This window comes from Schaalia sp. JY-X159, from assembly GCF_014525425.1.
Lineage (GTDB): Bacteria > Actinomycetota > Actinomycetes > Actinomycetales > Actinomycetaceae > Scrofimicrobium.
This window is the reverse complement of the sequence record NZ_JACEXI010000003.1, coordinates 359600-379739: the sequence shown is the minus strand read 5'-3', so window position 1 is coordinate 379739 and position 20140 is coordinate 359600. Positions and strand designations below refer to the sequence as shown.

The following is a 20140-nucleotide window of genomic DNA, read 5'->3' as shown; positions in this document are numbered from 1 at the left end:
CTTTTTTGGAGTAAACCTCATGTCCCGACCCGATCAGTCCCTCCCCCTCTCACTGTCCGCTCCCGAGGTGCCGGACCGGGTTGTTACCGAGGGCCTGGAAAACAAGTGGCTGCAAACTTGGGAGGATCAGCAGGTTTACAAGTTCGACCGTGATGCAACGCGCGAGGAAGTGTTCTCTATCGACACGCCTCCCCCCACAGTGTCGGGCTCTCTCCACATCGGTCACGCATTCTCATACACCCACACCGACACCATGGCGCGGTTCCAGCGCATGATGGGTAAGAAGGTCTTCTATCCGATGGGCTGGGATGACAACGGCCTCCCAACTGAGCGTCGCGTCCAGAACTACTACGGAGTGCGCTGCGAACCAACGCTGCCGTACGTGGCGGATTACCAACCTCCGTACGAGGGCGGGGAGGGCAAGTCAATCAAGGCTGCGGATCAGCAGCCCATCTCCCGACAGAACTTTATTGAACTGTGCGAGCGCTTGTCCCAAGAGGATGAAGCACAGTTTGAGTCACTGTGGCGCTACCTGGGCCTTTCTGTTGACTGGGGAATGACCTACCAGACCATCGGCGCCGACGCCCGCCTGGTCACCCAGGCTGCTTTCCTCCAGAACCTCGCTCGCGGCGAAGCGTACCGCGCTGAGGCCCCCGGACTTTGGGACGTCACGCTGCAAACCGCTGTCGCTCAGGCCGAGGTCGAGGCGCGTGAGTACCCGGGCCACTACTACAAGTTGGTTTTCCACGGCGATGCAGCAGAAGTTGGTGAAGACGCGGCGGGTCGCAATGTCGAGATTGAAACGACCCGGCCCGAACTTCTGGGAGCCTGCGTCGCCCTGATTGCCCACCCTGATGATGAGCGCTATCAGGACCTTTTCGGCACCTACGTCACGTCCCCGGGATTCGGGGTTCGCCTCCCCGTCCTCGCCCATCCCCTTGCTGAGAAGGACAAGGGCGCGGGCATCGCGATGTGTTGTACGTTCGGCGACATTACCGACGTGCAGTGGTGGCGCGAGTTGCGCCTGCCTCTTCGGGCCATCCTCGACAAGGATGGTCGCATCACCCGGGAAGTCCCGGCGTGGATTACCGCGCCCGAGGGCGAAGCGTTGTTTGCAGCCACCGCTGGTAAGACGACCTTCTCTGCCCGCAAGGAGATCGTCGAGGCCCTGGTCGAATCCGGTGACGTCGTCGGCGAACCGACGCCCACCAACCGTATGGCGAACTTCTTTGAGAAGGGCGACAAGCCGCTAGAGATCGTCACTTCCCGCCAGTGGTACGTGCGTAATGGTGGCCGCGAATACACGCGCAGTGGCGCCACGGTTGACCTGCGCGAAGAGCTGCTGCAACGCGGTCGCGAACTGAACTTCCACCCCGACTTTATGCGGGTGCGCTATGAGAACTGGGTCAACGGCCTCAACACCGACTGGCTGATTTCCCGTCAGCGCTTCTTCGGCGTTCCCCTCCCGGTCTGGTATGGCATTGACGATTCGGGCGAGGTCGATTACGACAATGTCCTCGTCCCCGACTTTGAGCAGCTCCCCATTGATCCCACCGTCGACGTCCCTCCTGGTTACACCGCTGATCAGCGCGGTGTTGCAGGGGGTTTCCAGCCTGAGATCGACATCATGGACACCTGGGCCACCTCTTCCCTGACGCCGCAGATTCCCACGGGTTGGCTACGTGACGCAGACCTCTACTCACGTGTCTTCCCGATGGATATGCGTGCCCAGGGCCAAGACATTCTGCGCACCTGGCTGTTCTCAACGATCCTGCGTTCTAACCTGCAGTTCGACTGCCTCCCCTGGTCCAACGCGGCCATTTCCGGGTGGATCCTGGACGCGGACCGCAAGAAGATGTCCAAATCAAAGGGCAATGTGGTTACACCGATGGCCCTGCTTGAGAAGTACGGTTCGGATGCGGTTCGCTACTGGGCTGATTCGGCGCGTCTTGGCACGGATGCCACCTTTGATGAGGGGCAGTTGAAGATCGGCCGCCGCCTGGCCATCAAGCTCTTGAATGCCTCCAAGTTTGCGTTGTCAATGGCCGCGACCGATGGCTCGCTTGACCTGGATCCGGCCCGTGTCACAGTCCCCGTGGACGCCTCAGTCTCGGCGACTCTGGCTGAGGTCGTCGACTCGGCAACGACCTCGTTCCACAACTACGACCACACCCATGCCCTCGAAGTCACAGAGACCTTCTTCTGGGCTTTCTGCGATGACTACATCGAGTTGGTGAAGGAACGTGCTTACAACACGGCTGGGCAGTGGAGCACCGAAGAGTCAGCCTCTGCTCGGGCGACCCTCGCCCTGGGCGTCGACGCCTTTGTTCGCCTTCTCGCCCCATTCCTCCCCTTCTCCGCCGAGGAAGCTTGGTCCTGGTACCGGGATGGCTCCGTGCACGTCGCCTCTTGGCCAGTTGCAGAGGACTACCGCACGGGCGGTGACCCAGCGGTCTTGGAAGCCACTTCAGCCGCCTTGATTCAGTTGCGACGAGTCAAGTCTGAAGCAAAGGTCTCCCCACGCACGCCCTACCTGAGTGTCACCCTCTCCGGACCCAACACGCAGATTGGCTTGCTGGACTCGGTACAGGAAGACCTCAAGGCTGCTACGAAGTCCGAGGGCGTCTTCGCCCTCGTCGGGACTGAAGACACCACAGAGTTTGCCGTCACCGACTTTGAACTGGGAACACCACCGAAGCGCAACAGGGGCTGAGCACGCAACGCCCACCTACAAGAGGAGCAAATGTGAGCGATCCACAACCGAACGTAGATCCACAAGAGGGCATCGGCGCGGAGGCCAGTCCGCTTGGTGACGCCGTCCTAGTTGAGAAAATCGACGCTGAGGGCCTTGTCAGCACCGAGGCTCTGGAGTGGACTGCGCCAGTGCTGGCCCGCGTCGACGACCAGGACACTCTGCCCCATGCCCTGCTCCAACGCGTGCAGAAGGGGCCGCGCCGCCCCCTGGCCGAAGTTAAAGAGCCAATCACCGGGACGTGGCGGACGGTTACCGCCGGGCAGTTTTGGGAGTACGTCAACAAGATTGCCCAGGGCCTCATTGGGATGGGCCTGGAGTTTGGGGACCCGGTCGCAATCATGTCGCGAACCCGCTACGAGTGGATGGTTCTTGACTTCGCTGCCTGGGCTGCCGGCCTAGTGCCAATCCCCATTTATGAGACCTCTTCAAAGGCGCAGATCGAGCACATTATCAGTGATGCGAAGGTAAAGTTTGCTGTCACGGAATCGGTGGTGATGGCGAACCTGGTTGCCGCAGCAGCCGAGGACGTAAACGCAGAAGTCACCATACTCTCCCTGGATCAGGGGGCCATGGGTGAGCTGGAGGCGGCTGGCGTCTCAGTTCCTGCAGCCGAGGTCACGGCGCGCACCAACCAGCTCACGTTGGACTCAGTGGCAACCATTGTCTACACGTCCGGAACCACAGGAACCCCCAAGGGTGCCGTTATTTCCCATGGCAACTTCACCGACCTCAACAAGAACTCACACCTGTGGATGCCCGAGGTCGCAGACTTCCCCCGCTCGCGCATGTTGCTCTTCCTGCCACTTGCGCACATCCTGGCACGCTTCCTGCAGGTTTTCGTTGTCACGGGCGAGGGCGTCATTGGCCACACCTCGGACATCAAGACCCTCCTTCCGGACCTGGCAAGTTTCCGCCCCACGTTCCTCCTGGTGGTCCCCCGAGTTCTGGAGAAGATCTACAATTCTGCGGACGCGAAAGCGGGCACAGGTGCCAAGAAGACGATCTTCCGTTGGGCTGCAAACGTAGCCATCGAGTACTCCAAAGCCCTCGACACCCCGGAGGGCCCGTCCAGACAGCTCCGTATGCAACGCAAGGCCGGGGACGCCCTCGTCTATTCGAAGTTGACCAGCATGGTCGGCGGCAACGTGGGCATCATTATTTCGGGCGGCGCACCCCTATCGGAGCGTCTGGCGCACTTCTTCCGGGGTGCTGGTCTGCCAATCCAGGAGGGCTATGGCCTCACTGAGACCACCGGCCCCCTGTCCGTCAACACACCTCACCTCACCAAGATTGGGACGGTTGGCCCCACGCTGCCCCCGATGCGCACCAAGATTTCTGATGAGGGAGAGGTGCTGGTCAAGGGTCCAGCAGTCTTCCAGGGCTACCACAATCGGCCTGACCTCACGGCTGCCACGTTTGACGAGGACGGATGGTTCCGCACCGGAGACCTGGGGTGGATCGATCGTGATGGCTATGTTTCCATCACCGGTCGCATGAAGGAAGTCATCGTTACCGCCGGTGGCAAGAATGTCATTCCCTCTACCTTGGAAGACTCCCTGCGCGGCCATCCCCTCATCAGCCAAGTGATTGTCGTTGGTGACAAGCGTCCGTTCATCGGCGCCTTGATAACACTGGACGATGAGATGATGCCAATCTGGCTGAAGAACAAGGGCCTCGACCCAATGACTGTCAGCCAGGCGGTTCGTCACCCGGAGATCCGCGCTTCACTTTCTGCGGCAATTGACAGGGCGAACGAGGGCGTCTCTCGCGCTGAGTCAATCAGGAAGTTCGAGATTCTCAGCACAGACTTCACGGAAGCAAATGGCTTGATGACGCCTTCCATGAAGATGAAGCGTGGCGAGGTTTTGAAGCGCCATAGTGCGGATATCGACGCACTCTACGGGGGACCTGCAGAGCAGAGCTAGGACGTTGTTGTCGGGTCCGTATGTTAGGGCCCGACAGCTCCATCCCCACAGCATGCTGTATAAATCAGACATCAGAGCTTTTTAGGACCCCCTGCAACAAACAGGAGTAGGAAGCAGATGAAGAAGGTTGCCGTGATAATGGGTAGCGACAGCGATCTACCCGTAGTCGAGAAAGCACTGGAGAAGCTCAAAGAGTTCTCCGTACCATTTGAAGCACACGTCTACTCCGCACACAGAACCCCTGAGCAAGCTCGCGATTTCTCTGCAAACGCTCGCGCCAATGGTTTCGGAGTGATCATTGCAGCCGCCGGGAAAGCCGCACACCTTGCTGGCTCGGTTGCCGCAAACACGACATTGCCCGTTATTGGCATTCCAATCAAAGCGTCCGCACTTGACGGCTTGGACGCCCTACTTTCAACCGTGCAGATGCCCCCGGGCATGCCTGTCGCAACCGTCGCAATCGACGGAGCAGCTAATGCAGCGTTGCTCGCCATGCAGATCCTGGCAGTCGAAGACGCAGAGTTGGCACAGAAGCTTGAGGACTCCAGGTCCGCTGAGCGCACCAAGATTTTGGCGAAAGACGCCGCCCTCACAAAGAAATTCGCGCCTACTACCTAGTCAGTTCCACACCCAACCTTTCGGGAGTTGTGCAGTATGAACAAGGTTTACACAGGTAAAACGAAAGATGTCTACGCACTGGAGAACGGCAACTACCTTCTCAAGTTCAAAGACGACGTCACCGGAGTTGACGGGGTGTTTGACCCCGGGGCAAACACGGTGGGCCTAAGCATTGAGGGAGTTGGGCAGGTCAACCTCGCCATGTCCACCCACTTCTTCGAGAAGATCAACGAAGCGGGCATAAAAACACACTTCGTGAGTGCTGACCCCGAAGAGGTCACCATGGAGGTACTTCCCGCCAAGGTGTTCGGCAAGGGTCTGGAAGTGATTTGCCGCGACCGCGCCGTCGGGAGTTTCTTCCGTCGCTACGGTGACTATGTGGTCGAGGGCGCACCCCTCCCCTCATACGTTGAGACGACGCTGAAAGATGATGAGCGGGGTGATCCTCTCATCACGAAGGACGCCCTCGTCGACCTGGGGATCATGAGCGGCGAGCAGTACGACGAGCTCAAGGAAATGACCCAGAAAATCAATGCCATCGTCGCAAGTGAGCTCCTCAAAAAGGGCCTGGTCCTCTACGACATCAAGTTTGAGTTCGGGTACGACGAAGACGGCAACGTAATCCTCATCGACGAAATTGCTTCGGGAAACATGAGGGCATACCGCGACGGCGAGTACGTCGAGCCGATGGAACTGTCCCGAATTTTCTTCGAGGACTGAACCAAGACATTGGGCGGCTTCTTCGGCGCAGTTTCCACGCGGGACTGTGTCTTCGACGTGTTTTTTGGGACGGACTACCACTCTCACCTGGGCACCAGGCGGGGTGGTATGGCCGCCTACGGTGGCACGCTGGGCTTCCAGAGGGACATTCATAATATTGAGAATTCCCCCTTCCGCACCAAGTTCGAAGGCATCACGGAAGAGATGCATGGCAACATCTGCATCGGAAGCATTAGTGACTCTGACCCTCAGCCACTCCTGGTGCGCTCGGTACTGGGGACGTTCGCTATTGCGTTCGTTGGCGTTATCAACAATGCCGACGCCCTGATAGATGAACTGCTTGCCCCCGGCGGGTTCCACTTCGAGGCCCTCACCGGGGGCAGGGTCAACGCCATTGAGCTCATCGCAGTCCTCATCAATCAGAAGGACAGTTTCGAAGAGGGCCTCAAGCATGTCCAAGAGGTCGTTGAGGGCACAGCATCCATCCTGGTGATGACGGAAGACACCATCTATGCGTGCCGGGATCGTTTGGGCAGACTACCCATCCACCTGGGGAAGGACGAGGACGGATTCGCCCTCGCCTTCGAATCGTTCTCGTACCAAAAACTCGGCTACTCAGATGTTCACGAACTGGGTCCGGGCGAAGTTGTGGCAGTGAAGGCCACCGGCTATGAAATGGTCGTCCCTCCCGGCGAAGAGATGCAGATCTGCGGGTTCCTGTGGGCTTACTACGGGTATCCGACCTCGAACTACGAGGGTGTCAATGTCGAGGTGATGCGCAACCGCAATGGCGCCCTCCTCGCACAGGCAGACAAGGGCAACTCGATCGACATAGACTACGTCAGCGGTGTGCCAGATTCAGGCACGCCCCACGCTATTGGCTATGCCAACGAGAGCCACATTCCCTTTGCCCGCCCCTTCATCAAGTACACGCCGACCTGGCCGCGCAGCTTCATGCCCGCGAACCAGAAGGAACGCAACCGGGTTGCGAAGATGAAAATGATCCCGGTTCACGAACTGATCCATGGCAAGAGGCTGCTTTTTGTCGACGACAGCATCGTCCGCGGCACTCAGTTGCGCGAGACAGTGGAGTTCCTCTACGACAACGGCGCCAAGGAGGTGCACGTCCGTTCTGCGTGTCCCCCGATCATGTACGCGTGCAAGTACCTCAACTTCACCCGTTCCACATCAGAAATGGAGTTGATTGCACGCCGCACCATTGAGGAGCTGGAAGGCGACGAGGGGCTTGCGCACCTGGATGAGTACGCGGACGGGAACACAGAGCGAGGGCGTGCGCTCCGCGAGCGCATCTGCGAAGAGTTGCATTTTACATCCCTGGAATACCAGTCACTGGAGGGAATAATCGCGGCGATCGGCCTCGAACCCTCAAAAATCTGCACCTATTGTTGGAGCGGGAAAGGCTAGGAGAGTGAGCGAATCAGCGTCCCGGAGTTACGCCGAGGCCGGAGTTGATATCACCGCCGGATACAAGGCGGTGGAGTTGATGAAAACCCACGTTGGCAGGACCATGATTCCAGGGGCTATGTCTGACCTGGGTGACTTCGGAGGGCTGTTCGAACTTGATGTCACAGGCATGACGCAGCCCGTCCTAGTCAGTGGTACCGACGGGGTTGGCACCAAATTGAAACTGGCTTTCCTTACCGACCGTCACAACACTGTCGGCATTGACTGTGTTGCCATGTGCGTCAACGACATCGTCTGCTGCGGCGCAAAGCCGCTGTTTTTCCTCGACTACCTGGCCGTCGGCAAGAATGTCCCAGAGCGGGTGGCGGAAATCGTTTCGGGTGTCGCCGAAGGCTGCGTGCAGGCTGGCTGCGCCATCATCGGCGGTGAGACGGCTGAGATGCCCGGCTTCTACGGGGCCGAAGAATATGACATGGCGGGGTTTGCCGTGGGCATCGTGGACAAGCCAAAGATCTTTGACAAGAACACTATTGTCGAGGGCGATGTCATCATTGGGCTTCCCTCCTCTGGCTTGCACTCCAATGGGTTCTCCCTGGTGCGGAAGGTCTTCGATGTGGAGAACCAAGACCTAAGCGCCCCCGTGGTCGAACTGGGAGGCGCGAGCCTCGGTGAAACGCTGCTTACCCCCACTCGCATCTACGTCAAGCCGATGCTGGCCCTAATGGAAGCGGTGCAGATCAAGTCTGCTTCCCACATAACCGGGGGTGGCTTCTATGAGAACCTTCCCCGCGCTCTTCCTCCCGGAATGACTGCGAAGATCAAGGAAGCGGACGTGCCGGTCTTGCCCATCTTCGACCTCATCCAGTCCGAGGGCGGAATTCCGCGACGCGACATGTTCAACACCTTCAACATGGGGATCGGCATGGCCGTGGTTGTGGCGCAGGCCGACGCTGATCTGGCACTGCAGACTTTGCGTGAAGCCGGTGAGTCGCCCTGCCGCCTTGGGGAAGTGGTGCGCGGCCCAGAAGGCGTGATTCTCTGGTGAAAGCCCGGATTGCTGTCCTGGTTTCCGGTGGGGGCACGAACCTCCAGGCCCTTCTGGACGCCCAAGTGGCGGGAGCTTTGAGGAGCGGGGAGGTCGTCCTGGTTGTCTCTGACCAACCGGGTGCCTACGCCCTCGAACGCGCGCGCTCCATGGGCGTGGAGGCGGCAGTGCTAACCGAAGACTTCGAAGCCCAGCTCCGTGACCTGCTGGAAGCACGCGACATCGACCTCGTCGTCCTCGCGGGGTTCATGCGCATCCTCAGCGCCGACTTCACCGCGGACTTTGACCGGCGGATCATCAACGTTCACCCCTCACTAATCCCGGCATTCTGCGGTAAGGGCTTCTACGGGCTGCGTGTTCACCGGGCCGCCCTCGACTACGGCGTCAAAGTAACGGGCGCGACGGTTCACTTCGTGAACGAGATCCCTGACGGCGGGGAGATCATTGCCCAGAAGGCGGTCCCGGTCCACCCCGACGACACACCGGAAACCCTGCAACGCCGCGTCATGGAAGAAGCTGAATGGCTACTCCTGCCCGAAGCGTGCGAAATGATCTCTGAACAAAGGAGCGACCGTTGAGTGTCAATGAAGTAGCAAATCTCGAGACACTACTTTCCGCAAACCCCTACCCGGGCCGCGGCATCGTCCTCGGACAAACCCCAGACGGCACCCGGATGGTGGTGGCCTACTTCATCATGGGGCGCTCCCCCAACAGCAGGAACCGCGTCTTCGAACGGACCGAGGACGGAATCCGCACCAGAGCCTACGACCCCAGCAAGGTTGAAGATCCCTCGCTCATCATCTACAACCCTCTGCGGACCGTTGATGGTGCCCTGATCGTAACCAACGGCGACCAAACCGACACTGTGCGCGATGCACTTGTTGCTGGGCGGTCTTTCGAGGACGCGCTGGGCACCCGCGAGTTTGAACCGGACGCCCCCAACCTGACACCCAGAATCTCCGGGCTTCTTCTTCCCGACGGACGGTACCAATTCTCCATTCTCAAGAGCGCCGACGCCGAAGGCTCAGCGTGCTCACGCTTCTACTTCAACTACCCGCCCCTAGCCGGTGTCGGGCACTTCCTGCACACCTACAACAGTGATGGCGACCCACTCCCCTCCTTCACCGGTGAACCTCGCCGCGTCGCCATTGCAGACGACGTTGAGGATTTCACCCAGATGATGTGGGAGGCGCTTGACCCTGACAACCGCGTCGCGCTCTACGTTCGTTCGGTGAGCCTGACCGGCGGGCCAGAATGCGACTACCTAATCAACCAAAACAGTGAGGAGACCGCACAGTGAACCGCCTTGAACTGAAATATGGTTGCAATCCCAACCAGAAGCCGGCAGAGATCTACATGGCGGATGGCAGTGATCTTCCCCTGCAGGTGCTCAACGGGCGCCCCGGGTACATCAACTTCCTCGACGCCCTCAATAGCGCACAGTTGGTCAAGGAGCTGCGTCAGGCCACCGGCCTCCCTGCCGCCGCCTCGTTCAAGCACGTCAGTCCCACGTCTGCCGCCCTCGGCCTCCCCATGAGCGATGCCCTGAAGAAGGCTTGTTTCGTGGATGACATTGAGGGTCTTGACGACTCACCGCTGGCACTGGCGTACGCGCGTGCCCGAGGCGCCGACCGGATGTGTTCGTTCGGGGACTTCATCGCCCTGTCGGACACTTGCGATGCGACCACGGCGCAGATCATCAAGCGGGAAGTTTCCGACGGGGTGATCGCACCCGGCTACACGCCGGAAGCACTGGAAATACTCAAGGCGAAGCGCAAGGGCACGTACGCCGTGGTCGCCCTCGACCCCAACTATGTCCCCAAAGAGGACGAACGCAAAGAGGTTTTCGGTATCACCTTCCTTCAGGGCCGCAACAACGTCGTCATTGACAAGACCCTCCTGGACAACGTGGTTACCGAGAACAAGGTGATTCCCACAAACGCGCAGCGCGACCTGCTTGTCGCCTTGACTACCCTCAAGTACACCCAGTCCAACTCGGTGTGCTTCGCCGTAGATGGCCAGGCCATCGGGGTCGGTGCCGGGCAGCAGTCACGGATCCACTGCACGCGACTCGCCGCCCAGAAGGCTGACCTGTGGCACTTGCGCCAGAGCCCACGCGTCCTCGACCTTCCCTTCCGCCCTGACATAGGACGCGCAGACCGCGACAACACGATCGACCTTTACCTTTCTGATGAGGACAGTGGTGACGTGCTTGATGACGGAAACTGGCAGAGGTTCTTTACTACGCGTCCGCAGCCTTTCACTCGGGAGGAAAAACGCGAGTACCTGGCTGGAATCACCGGGGTTTCGCTAGGCAGTGACGCATTCTTCCCCTTCGGTGACAGCATCGAGCGAGCCCACCGCAGCGGAGTTTCCTACGTCGTGGAGCCCGGCGGGTCAGTGCGCGACGACAACGTGATTGACACCTGCAACAAATACGGCATGGCGATGGCCTTCAATGGCGTCCGCCTGTTCCACCACTAGGAGAGCGCCAATGAAGGTCATGGTTGTCGGAGGCGGGGGGCGTGAACACGCCCTCGTCAAAGCCCTAGCCAAGAACCCGGACGTTGCCACGCTGTACGCACTGCCTGGTAACGGCGGGATAGCGCGGGATGCGACCTGTGTGGACATTGCCGCGACAGACATCGCTGGCATGGTTGCATTTGCGGTCGACAACGAGGTTGACTTTGCGGTTGTTGCTCCCGACGATCCCCTGGTGCTCGGCGCCGTCGATGCGCTCGAGCAGCGCGGGATCGCGTGCTTCGGGCCCGATAAACGTGCCGCGATCCTTGAGGGAAGCAAGGTCTTCTCAAAGGACCTGATGCGCAGATACGGCATTCCAACGGCCGCGTATGAGAGCTTCACTGAGCTAGATGCTGCACTGGCATACCTGGACAGGGCTCCCCTGCCAACTGTCGTGAAGGCGGACGGCCTCGCCCTCGGCAAAGGCGTCATCATCGCTCAAACCCGCGATGAAGCACGCGCTGGTGTGCGCGCCATGATGGAGGACAGAGTCTTCGGGGACAGCGGCAGCTGCGTTGTCATCGAGGAGTTTTTGACCGGGCCGGAAGTCTCCGTCCTCGCCTTCACCGACGGGGATGCCATGGTTCCGATGGTGTCGTCAATGGATCATAAGCGCGCCCTCGACGGAGACAATGGCCCCAACACGGGAGGCATGGGGACGGTGGCCCCAAACCCCTATTACACTCCCCAACTCGCTGCGCGCGCCATGGAAGAAATCTTTATTCCCACCATGGAAGCCATGAATTCGGAGGATCGCACCTTTAAGGGCTGCCTCTACTTCGGCCTCATCCTTACCGAAGATGGCCCCAAGGTCATCGAGTACAACTGTAGGTTTGGTGATCCGGAAGCCCAGGTGGTGTTGCCGCTGCTCTCAAGCGACCTCCTCACCGTCATGGAAGCCACGGCGCGCGGGGACTTGGCGAACACCGAAGTGGAGTTCCGCGAAGGTGCGGCCTGCTGCGTAGTGATGGCCTCTGCGGGCTACCCCGGCGCCTACGAGACGGGGTTCCGCATCACAATCCCTGAGGACTTGGAAGCCGAAGTGTACGTGGCCGGGGGAAAGCTGATTGACGGCGAGCTCACCACAGGCGGAGGACGCGTCCTCGGCGTGACCGCAACTGGCGCAACGCTTGGCGAAGCAGTCGCGAAGGCGTACGAACAGACATCAAGAGTCACATTTGACAACGCATATTTTCGCCGCGATATCGGGGCAAAGGCACTCTCTGCCGAAGGAAGGTCATGACCATGGTGTACCGCGTTTACGTAGAGAAGCGGGAAGGGTTCGACGTTGAGGCCAAGGCGCTGGCCGATGATGTCCGCGCCCTACTCCAAGTCCCCGGCTTGACGAAAGTGCGACTGCTCAACCGCTATGACGTCTCGGGTATCTCCGAAGAACTGTTTGAAGAGGCGACCCGCACCATCTTCTCGGAACCACAGTTGGACACGGTGTTCGCTGACCTGCCGGAAGTTCCAGGCGCTCATATTTTCGCAGTGGAGTACCAGCCCGGCCAGTTCGACCAGCGCGCCGACTCGGCTGCGCAGTGCATCCAGATCCTCTCGCAGGGTGAGCGGCCGCTGGTGAGAAACGCTCGTGTTTACCTTCTCGAGGGCGATCTCAGTGACTGCGATGTCGAAGCCATCAAGCGCCACGTCATCAACCCCGTGGAAGCTCGGGAAGCTTCTCTCAAGCCGGTCGACGCCCTGGAGGAAACCCACCGCTCCCCCGAGCCTGTTGCCATCGTCAGCGGGTTCCGCGACCTCGACCAGGACGGACTTGTCGAGTTGCAGGGCACATACGGGTTCGCCATGGACCTTGATGACCTCCTTGTCTGCCAGCAGCACTTCCAGGGTGAGCTGCGCGATCCCACCGTCACTGAGCTGCGCGTCATCGATACCTACTGGTCGGACCACTGTCGGCACACGACATTCCTCACCGAGATCGACCACGTCCAGTTTGAAGATCCCGTCATTCAAGAGACCTACGAAGACTACTTGGCGATGCGAAATGACCTGGGGCGGACCAAGCCCGTCACACTCATGGACCTTGGAACCATCGCTGGGAAATACCTGCGTAAAGAAGGCAAGCTTCCCCACCTTGATGAGTCGGAGGAAATCAACGCCTGTACCGTGAAGATCCAGGTGGACACGCCTGAGGGCCCTGAGGAATGGCTGCTTCTCTTCAAGAATGAGACACACAATCACCCAACCGAGATTGAACCGTTTGGCGGTGCAGCAACCTGCATCGGCGGCGCAATCCGCGACCCTCTCTCCGGGCGCGCCTACGTCTACGCAGCAATGCGCGTGACCGGCGCCGGTGACCCACTCAAGCCCGTGCGCGAAACACTGCCCGGTAAGTTGCCGCAGCGCACTATCGTCACCAAGTCCGCTGCCGGTTACAGTTCCTATGGCAACCAGATTGGTCTTACTACCGGCCAGGTTGATGAAATTTACCATGGCGGGTATGAAGCCAAGCGCATGGAAGTTGGCGCTGTCATCGGCGCTGTGCCGGCGGAGCACGTGCGGCGCGAGGTCCCAGAGCCAGGAGACGTCGTCATCCTTCTTGGCGGCAAGACGGGCCGTGATGGTTGCGGCGGGGCAACAGGGTCATCGAAGTCCCACACCACCGAGTCTTTGGAAACCGGTGGACCCGAGGTTCAGAAGGGGAATGCTCCCGAAGAACGCAAACTGCAACGTCTCTTCCGCAATCCCCAGGCATCCCTCCTCATCAAGCGGTGCAACGACTTCGGTGCGGGCGGCGTTTCTGTTGCCATCGGCGAACTCGCCGACGGCCTCGCCATCGACCTCGACGCTGTCCCCAAGAAATATGAGGGACTGGACGGTACTGAACTAGCGGTTAGCGAGTCGCAGGAACGCATGGCCGTGGTTGTTGAGAGCGGTGATGTTGAGCGTTTCCTCGACCTTGCCTCCAAAGAGAACCTCGAGGCGACCGTTGTCGCCACAGTCACGGATGATCGACGCCTGACGATGGTGTGGAACGGGCAAATGATCGTTGACCTGTCGCGCGACTTCCTTGACACGAACGGGGCGCAGAAGCACGCCACCGCACATGTGACACCTTCGAAGCCTTTCGCACGCGAACTGCCAGGGGGCTTCACCGCCGGTTTGCTCGCCCTCGCCGACGACCTCAATGTTGCCTCCAAACGCGGCCTCAGTGAACGGTTTGACTCCACGATCGGTTCGGGCACCGTCCTCATGCCGTTCGGTGGGCGCCGCCAGCGCACCCCCTCGCAGGCAATGGTTCACAAGATCTCTCGCGAGGAAGGCGACACGACAACGTCCTCCCTGATGGCGTGGGGTTTCAACCCCTTCATTTCGGAGAAGAGTCCATACCACGGTGCATACCTGGCGGTTGTGGAGTCAGTGGCAAAGTTGGTCGCCACCGGGGCTTCGCTGGATGACACCTACCTGACGTTCCAGGAGTACTTCGAACGCCTGCGAGGCGACGCAGTGCGGTGGGGTAAACCGCTTGCTTCGCTGCTCGGTGCACTGCGTGCCCAGAAGGAGCTTTCTCTGGCCGCGATTGGCGGGAAAGACTCGATGAGCGGCAGCTTCGAGGACCTCGACGTGCCGCCGACCCTAGTGTCATTTGCGGTGACAACCGACCCCATCTCGCGCATCATCTCGCCGGAGTTCAAGGAAGCCGGTCACGTCGTCACCCTGCTCGCCCCCAGGTACGGAGACGATGGGCTGCCCGAGGGCGATTCTCTGATCGAAACCTTCCAAACCGTGGTGGACCTGACCAGCGCCGGGAAAATTCGCGCGGCATACACTTCGACATACGGGGGCGTTGCCGAGGGCACCCTGAAGATGGGGCTGGGCAACCGGATCGGCCTCGACCTACACGAGGACGTCACGCTCGAGGACCTCTTCGGGTACTCCTACGGATCATTCGTTCTTGAGTTTGAGCACGAGGGCGACGCCGTTGGCACCCCGCTGGGTAAAACCAGTGTTGAGGCAGAACTACGTCGAGGTGGAGAGGCCATTGCCCTCTCTCAGCTCGAAGAGATCTATGAGGCGAAGCTGGAGCCAATTTATCCTTCCACGCCGGAGCCTGACGGTGGAGTCATCCCCACATTGAACTACACGGTAGATACGTGGCCCCGCCCGGCTGCACACGGCGCCCCATCGGGCACCGCCACCACACTGGGCGCCACCACTCCACTGGGAGCCACTCCACTCGCCACCCCACCGCGCATTCTCATTCCCGTTTTCCCGGGGACCAACACCGAGTATGACGCGGCAAAGGTGATTCGCGCGGCAGGTGCGGAGCCGGAAATCGTCGTGATCCGCAACCTGACGCCCTCGCAGGTCTCCCAATCTGTCGAGCACTTCGCAGAGCGCATTGCACAGGCGCAAGCTATCTTCATCCCGGGTGGGTTCTCAGGTGGCGATGAGCCTGACGGTTCAGCAAAACTCATTACCTCGTTCTTCCGCAGCGGTCCGGTGCGCGAGCAAGTTGGTCGCCTCCTCAATGACAGAGACGGTCTCATGCTGGGGATCTGCAATGGATTCCAAGCACTGGTGAAACTGGGATTGGTCCCCCACGGGGAGATCGTTGATGCAGGTGCGGACAGTCCAACCTTGACCCTCAACACCGTGGGCTACCACCAGTCGCGGTTGGTGCGCACGCGGGTAGCCTCGAACCTCTCGCCTTGGCTCATGAACACCGCACCCGGTGAAATCTACACTGTCGCTATCTCTCACGGGGAGGGACGTTTTGTCGCCTCTGAGGAAGTAATGGCGGACTTGATCGCGCGCGGGCAGGTTGCCACCCAGTATGTCGACCTCGAAGGTAATCCGACCTCGGAGGTTGGGTTCAACCCCAACAATTCAACCTATGCGGTAGAAGGCATCACTTCACCGGATGGCCGCATCCTCGGCAAGATGGGGCACACCGAGCGCGTCGGCGAAGGGCTGTACAAGAATGTCCCGGGTGAGTTTGATATGGGGTTGTTCACCAGCGCGGTGCAGTACTTCAGTTAGTCGCGGCACCTCGACCGCCGACCAGCCCAGCGCAACCAGGTCACCCCGGGCTCAGCCGACCAGCCCAGCGCGTCCGGACGCCCCAGCCCAGCGGATCCAGACGCCCCCAAGACAACTAGCGAGCCGGCTCGTTAAGGCGCAGTGCAGTGTCTTGGCCAACCATCCAACTCCATTTTAGGTTAGGCTAACCTAAGCTAACTATGTGCAGGGGTCAACCTGTCATCTGGATGCGGCACAAGAGTCAATCTATTTTCCGGATACGGGAGGAGTCGCGATCTATGGCCTCAAGAGGTCTCACCGGTGTGATGATGAAGGTGTACGGAGCCAAGGACCATTTGGCAACCGTAGTTGACACCGAGTTCCTTGCTCCCCACTTCGTGCGGGTCCGCATGCACTCCCCGACGCTCTTTCAAGATCCCAAGGCGATCATTGCACCCACCGCATACTTGCGGTTTTGGTTCCCCGACCCTTCAGGTTCAGGCCGCGAGCACCAGCGGGGTTACACCATCTCGGAGGCCACCCCAGCGGAGGGAAAATTTGCGGTTGACTTTGTGCTCCATGAGCCTGCCGGGCCGGCCTCATCGTGGGCGGCCGCCGTGCAACCAGGAGCGACCATCGAGGTGACTTCACTCGCGTCCACCGCCTTCAAAGTTGCAGATCCACTGCCTCACGGCTATCTGCTAGTCGGTGACGCGGCAGCAATACCTGCTGTAAACGACGTTATCAACGCCTTGCCTGGAACCGTTCCTGTCGAACTGTACCTGGAGCTTCACGACGACCAAGACAGAGCCATCCCGCTTGCCAGCCACTCAAACTTGAGGCTCCACTGGATTGACCGCAAAGATGAGACTTCACTTGCGCAAGCAATTGAGAGCCGCGACTGGAGCGGATGGCAAGCGTGGGTCGCGACCGAGGCCGGATCACTGAAGCACCTGCGGACAAAGGTGCGAAGCGAGTTTGCTTTGACCGGTTCATCTCTGGCAGCGCGCGCCTACTGGTATGAAGGGCGCCCCTTCGGCAAACGACGCTAAACCCTGCAGCAGGGGCAGGTCGCCAAAGTCGGCGTAGGTCGCCGTTGTTTCGCCGAACCCACCACAAACCCGAACCAAGGTCGCCAAAGTCGGCGTAGGTCGCCGTTGTTTCGCCAAACCCACCACAAACCCGAACCAAGGTCGCCAAAGTCAGCGTAGGTCGCCGTTGTTTCGCCAAATTATCGGCGACCTACGCTGACATCGGCGACCAAGGGCGTTCCAGGCCACGACATCGGCGACCAAGGGCATTCCAGGCCACGACATCGGCGACCATGGCCACAACACGTACATTTCGCGAAACTGCAAGCGTGCGATGCGTGTGGGTCTGCCAGGATTTGGTCCGACGCCACCAGCAACACCACCGCCCGCCTTGCCAACGCCCGCACCACTGGCCAAAGTGTCTAAGGTTGCCGGGGTCGCTTAAAGTTGCCTCCGATCGTGCGAATTGCGGGCAACCTTGCGTGATCCCGGCAACCCTGCGTGATCCGGGCAACCTTGCGTGATCCCGGCAACCCTAGGCTGAGGTGCGTGGGTTCAAAGAATGAGAGTTACCGTTGGGAGCTGCCCCTGCGCAGGGAGGGTTGCCCCTCCTACTCCGACTGGTATGAGCTCTTGATTACCTCATGGTGGCGGATCACTTCATTCACCATGAATGTTAGGAAGGTTTCCGCAAAATCAGGATCCAGCCCAGATTCCACCGCAAGGTCCCGCAGACGCTGCACCTGCTCTTTCTCTCGCGCCGGGTCAGCAGCAGGCAAACCCTTCTGAGCCTTGATATGTCCAACACGCTGGGTACAGCGGAATCGCTCAGCCAAAATATGGATCAGAGCGGCATCAATGTTGTCGATTGTGCGTCGTTCATCCGCCAACTCAGACGGAACATCGCTGGCGGTCATCCGGGGACTCCTTAGCGGTCAAAGTGGAACAAACCGCAGTCTAGCCGGAACATTCGCTACCCAGTCGAGCATTCCGCGGCGGGGCAGAAGCAGGAATAGCACGGGGAGCGCATCGCCCGCAGAGAACATCGACCGATCTATGCAGACCGCGCAGTGGTTTCCCCAAAGAGGAACACCCGGGGTTCACCCTCACCGGTCACTGCCTCTGCCGTAACAACGACCCGCTCCACATTCTTCTCAGACGGAATCTCAAACATCAGCTCAGACAGCGTCTCTTCCATGATGGATGACAAGCCGCGCGCACCCGATTCCCGCTGCATGGCAAGACGAGCCATCGCAGCCAGAGCCTCAGGGGTGAACTCGAGCTCAACCCCATCCAGGTCGAAGAGTGCGCGGTACTGATTCACCAAACAGTTCTTGGGCTCCGTCAAGATTGCCACCAGATCACCCTCAGACAGCAGCTCCGTGGAAGTAACCACCGGGAGGCGCCCAATGAACTCTGGGATCAACCCAAACGAGTGAAGATCTTCGGCCGAGACATGCTTGTACAGGTCGCCCATCTCTGAAGCAACAGCCAGCTCAGTACCAAATCCTGTCTGCCGTTTCCCGAGGCGTGCCTTGACAATCTCATCAATCCCGGAGAAAGCCCCTGCGGCAATAAACAGAATGGATGACGTGTCAATCTCAAGGAACTGTTGATGCGGATGCTTCCGACCACCCTGGGGCGGAACGGAGGCTTTGGTTCCTTCAATGATCTTCAGAAGGGCCTGCTGGACGCCCTCACCCGAGACATCCCTGGTGATCGAAGCGTTCTCACCTTTGCGCCCGATCTTGTCAATCTCATCAATGTAGATGATGCCGCGTTCGGCCTTCTTAATGTCGCCATCCGCGGACTGAATGAGCTTGAGAAGAATATTCTCAACATCCTCACCCACATATCCCGCCTCTGTCAGCGCGGTCGCATCGACGATACAGAAGGGAACATCGAGCAGCTTCGCCAACGAGCGGGCCAAGTGAGTCTTCCCAGTGCCTGTGGGACCAAGGAGCAGAACATTCGACTTCGTCCCCTCCAAATCCTCTCCCCCACCATTGCTGGCGCGCACCCTCTTGTAGTGGTTGTACACGGCAACCGACAAGGAGCGCTTTGAACGTTCCTGCCCAACCACCCAGGTGTCAAGGAACTCTTTGACCTCCTTCGGCTTAGGGAGAGTCAACTGGCGCGGCTCAACCTCTTCCGGCAGTTCCTCTTCAATGATGTCATTGCAGAGCTCAACACACTCATTACAGATGTAGACCCCAGACCCACCGATCAACTTGCGGACCTGCTTTTGGGATTTGCTACAGAAGGCGCACTTCAGCAACTCCGAACTATCTTGGAACGAAGTCATTTCGAACCTACCCCTCCTGCTGACTCACCATACCGACGCCGGTACTAAGAGGCGTCCCATCGACGCGCCTTCAGCCTATTAGAGCCTTCCGACATCTAACCCGAGGGCGCGCCGTGGAATCACCCGCCTGCTTGGCTAGTCGGCCTTTCGACTGGTAAGCACGTGGTCGATCAGACCGTACGCCTCCGCCTGCTCTGCTGTAAGAATCTTGTCCCTCTCAACATCTTTGCGGATCTGCTCTTCAGTTCGTCCCGTGTGTGCCGCGAGCGTTCGCTCCATCCACACGCGCATCCGGTCAATCTCATCCGCGACAATCTGGATGTCTGAAGCCTGCCCCTGCACCCCATCCATTGCGGGCTGATGAATGAGGATGCGAGCATTAGGCAACGCGAGGCGCTTGCCCGGCTGGCCCGCTGCGAGCAACACCGCAGCTGCCGAGGCCGCCTGCCCCAAGCACACAGTCTGAACGTGAGGACGGATGTACTGCATCGTGTCGTAGATAGCCGTCATCGCGGTGAAGGACCCGCCGGGGCTGTTGATGTACATGGTGATCAAGGAGTCCGTATCCATGCTCTCCAGTACCAGCAGTTGCGCCATAACGTCATCTGCGGATGCGTCATCAACCTGAACGCCGAGGAACACGATCCGATCCTCAAAAAGCTTCGCATACGGGTCTTGTCGCTTGTAGCCGTACGCAGTGCGCTCCTCAAATGTTGGGAACACGTAACGGGACTGCGGCATTCCCTCGGGAGCTACGCCTCCCGGCATCTGCCGCTGAATTGCATCAAAGTAAGGCTTCGTTGAGGTCAT

The 20140-nt window shown here is 59.6% G+C and carries 15 protein-coding genes; 12 read left to right on the top strand and 3 right to left on the bottom strand.

The window, feature by feature from the left end; translation table 11 throughout:
- Positions 1-19: 19 nt before the first annotated feature.
- The 12 genes from valS (at position 20) to IDL90_RS07205 (ending at position 17046) form a co-directional block, all read left to right on the top strand.
- Entirely contained in the window at positions 20-2713 is a 2694-nt protein-coding gene (gene valS / locus IDL90_RS07260; protein WP_187994920.1) for a valine--tRNA ligase, read from the top strand.
- A 119-nt stretch (positions 2714-2832) separates the two neighbouring features.
- Positions 2833-4680 (top strand): AMP-dependent synthetase/ligase, encoded by a 1848-nt coding sequence (locus IDL90_RS07255; protein ID WP_316930308.1) that lies wholly within the window; start codon positions 2833-2835, stop codon positions 4678-4680.
- Positions 4681-4797: 117 nt separating this feature from the next.
- Positions 4798-5298, top strand: coding sequence for a 5-(carboxyamino)imidazole ribonucleotide mutase (gene purE, locus IDL90_RS07250; protein ID WP_187994919.1), 501 nt, complete (start codon positions 4798-4800; stop codon positions 5296-5298).
- 36 nt (positions 5299-5334) lie between these two features.
- Positions 5335-6018, top strand: a complete 684-nt coding sequence (locus tag IDL90_RS07245) for a phosphoribosylaminoimidazolesuccinocarboxamide synthase (RefSeq protein WP_187994918.1) — start codon at positions 5335-5337, stop codon at positions 6016-6018.
- Positions 6019-6027: 9 nt separating this feature from the next.
- A complete protein-coding gene (locus IDL90_RS07240; RefSeq protein WP_187994917.1) occupies positions 6028-7443 on the top strand; it encodes an amidophosphoribosyltransferase in 1416 nt (471 codons plus the stop codon).
- A 4-nt stretch (positions 7444-7447) separates the two neighbouring features.
- On the top strand, positions 7448-8488 hold the full coding sequence (gene purM, locus IDL90_RS07235; RefSeq protein ID WP_187994916.1) for a phosphoribosylformylglycinamidine cyclo-ligase: 1041 nt from the start codon (positions 7448-7450) through the stop codon (positions 8486-8488).
- Positions 8485-9066: a phosphoribosylglycinamide formyltransferase gene (gene purN / locus IDL90_RS07230; protein WP_187994915.1), complete on the top strand. Its 582-nt coding sequence runs from the start codon at positions 8485-8487 to the stop codon at positions 9064-9066. The genes purM and purN overlap by 4 nt, the downstream gene beginning before the upstream one ends.
- A complete protein-coding gene (locus IDL90_RS07225; protein ID WP_187994914.1) occupies positions 9063-9788 on the top strand; it encodes an IMP cyclohydrolase in 726 nt (241 codons plus the stop codon). The genes purN and IDL90_RS07225 overlap by 4 nt, the downstream gene beginning before the upstream one ends.
- A complete protein-coding gene (locus IDL90_RS07220; protein ID WP_187994913.1) occupies positions 9785-10972 on the top strand; it encodes a phosphoribosylaminoimidazolecarboxamide formyltransferase in 1188 nt (395 codons plus the stop codon). Before IDL90_RS07225 ends, IDL90_RS07220 begins: the two co-directional genes overlap by 4 nt.
- Before the next feature lie 10 nt (positions 10973-10982).
- A complete protein-coding gene (purD, locus tag IDL90_RS07215; RefSeq protein ID WP_187994912.1) occupies positions 10983-12254 on the top strand; it encodes a phosphoribosylamine--glycine ligase in 1272 nt (423 codons plus the stop codon).
- Entirely contained in the window at positions 12251-16015 is a 3765-nt protein-coding gene (locus tag IDL90_RS07210; RefSeq protein WP_262509097.1) for a phosphoribosylformylglycinamidine synthase, read from the top strand. The genes purD and IDL90_RS07210 overlap by 4 nt, the downstream gene beginning before the upstream one ends.
- A gap of 278 nt (positions 16016-16293) precedes the next feature.
- A complete protein-coding gene (locus IDL90_RS07205) occupies positions 16294-17046 on the top strand; it encodes a siderophore-interacting protein (protein ID WP_182141090.1) in 753 nt (250 codons plus the stop codon).
- Positions 17047-17636: 590 nt separating this feature from the next.
- Here the strand turns inward: IDL90_RS07205 and IDL90_RS07200 are convergent.
- The 3 genes from IDL90_RS07200 to IDL90_RS07190 form a co-directional block, all read right to left on the bottom strand.
- Positions 17637-17942, bottom strand: a complete 306-nt coding sequence (locus tag IDL90_RS07200) for a chorismate mutase (RefSeq protein ID WP_182141091.1) — start codon at positions 17940-17942, stop codon at positions 17637-17639.
- Positions 17943-18079: 137 nt separating this feature from the next.
- Complete coding sequence (gene clpX, locus IDL90_RS07195; protein WP_182141092.1) at positions 18080-19330, bottom strand: ATP-dependent Clp protease ATP-binding subunit ClpX; 1251 nt, start codon at positions 19328-19330, stop codon at positions 18080-18082.
- A 135-nt stretch (positions 19331-19465) separates the two neighbouring features.
- On the bottom strand, positions 19466-20140 hold the full coding sequence (locus IDL90_RS07190; RefSeq protein WP_182141093.1) for an ATP-dependent Clp protease proteolytic subunit: 675 nt from the start codon (positions 20138-20140) through the stop codon (positions 19466-19468).

Bases quoted from the DNA above. Each gene is read 5' to 3' on its own strand.
- IDL90_RS07200 (WP_182141091.1), bottom strand. From the start codon at position 17,942: ATGACCGCCAGCGATGTTCCGTCTGAGTTGGCGGATGAACGACGCACA.
- valS (WP_187994920.1), top strand. From the start codon at position 20: ATGTCCCGACCCGATCAGTCCCTCCCCCTCTCACTGTCCGCTCCCGAG.
- clpX (WP_182141092.1), bottom strand. From the start codon at position 19,330: ATGACTTCGTTCCAAGATAGTTCGGAGTTGCTGAAGTGCGCCTTCTGT.
- IDL90_RS07210 (WP_262509097.1), top strand. From the start codon at position 12,251: ATGACCATGGTGTACCGCGTTTACGTAGAGAAGCGGGAAGGGTTCGAC.
- IDL90_RS07245 (WP_187994918.1), top strand. From the start codon at position 5,335: ATGAACAAGGTTTACACAGGTAAAACGAAAGATGTCTACGCACTGGAG.
- purD (WP_187994912.1), top strand. From the start codon at position 10,983: ATGAAGGTCATGGTTGTCGGAGGCGGGGGGCGTGAACACGCCCTCGTC.
- IDL90_RS07190 (WP_182141093.1), bottom strand. From the start codon at position 20,140: ATGACCTCAACGAAGCCTTACTTTGATGCAATTCAGCGGCAGATGCCG.
- purE (WP_187994919.1), top strand. From the start codon at position 4,798: ATGAAGAAGGTTGCCGTGATAATGGGTAGCGACAGCGATCTACCCGTA.
- IDL90_RS07205 (WP_182141090.1), top strand. From the start codon at position 16,294: ATGGCCTCAAGAGGTCTCACCGGTGTGATGATGAAGGTGTACGGAGCC.